1 pseudogene is annotated in these 963 nt (G+C 73.9%); it reads left to right on the forward strand.

Going from position 1 to position 963, the window contains the following annotated elements:
- Nucleotides 1-143: 143 nt before the first annotated feature.
- Nucleotides 144-963, forward strand: a pseudogene (locus tag ACNFOC_RS54675) (serine protease); the annotation flags it as partial.

Genomic DNA, 963 nt, shown 5'->3' on the forward strand with positions numbered 1-963 from the left:
ACTCGATTCCGATCGAGCGTACAGCGGCCGGATCGTCTTTGGCTGTGAGGATTCGCTCTTTCAGGGCGGCCGCACCTTGAAGACGACCATCACCCCCCGCGTCCGCAATCTGGTGCTGCTGCTCCTCCGCCGCGCGGTACCGGCCGGTCCTCGACGCGGTGACCGGCGCGGTGGTCGGCGTCCTCGGCACGGCGTTGCAGTCCGGGCAACGGGACACGGGGTTCGCGGTGCCGTTGCGGCAAGTGCGGGGCGGGGAGCGGCCGTTGGGCGACATGCATGGGCCGCCGGCCGACCCCCGGGGTCCGCTGGCCGACCTCCTCGCGCGCAATGCGGCGACCGTGCCCGCGTATGGCGCTGACCTCAATCTGGCGGGCGTCCTAGAGCTGACGGCGACTTCAGTCGGGTCGGACGGGCCGCCGGGAGCGCTCGCGGGGTTCGTAGGTCCCGGTCGGGACACCGAGGGCTCCTGCGTGGTGGAGCCCGTCGAACGCCCTTCGGTGATAAGGGAGTTCACCGAGTTCGCCGCGGGCCCGGCCGCCGTGCTCGGGCTCGTAGGCGCCCCGGGCAGCGGCCGTACGACGGAACTCGCGGCGCTCGCCGCACGGCGCAACGGGGGTGCGGAACCGGCTCCCACGCTGTGGTTGCGCGGGGCCGATCTGCGGGACGGGGACGCGTCCGTGGCGGACGCGGCGCGTAGGACGGTGGAGCGGGCGGCACGGATCGTCGCGGCGTCCGTCTCGCTGCCGGGGGATTCCGGTGACCTCGGCGATGTCGGGCCCGAGCGGCTGGCGCGGGTCGCCCGTGACGCCGGGCGGCCCTTGCTGTTGCTGCTCGACGGGCCCGAGGAGATGCCGCCTGTGCTCGCGCACCGGCTGGACGAGTGGACCCAGGGCACGGGGGAGTGGTTGCGGGAGAGCGGGGCGCGGTTGGTGGTGGGGTGCCGGGCGGAGTACTGGGAAGGGG

Origin of the sequence: Streptomyces colwelliae, from assembly GCF_048158785.1 — a bacterium.
In the GTDB taxonomy this organism is placed as follows: domain Bacteria; phylum Actinomycetota; class Actinomycetes; order Streptomycetales; family Streptomycetaceae; genus Streptomyces.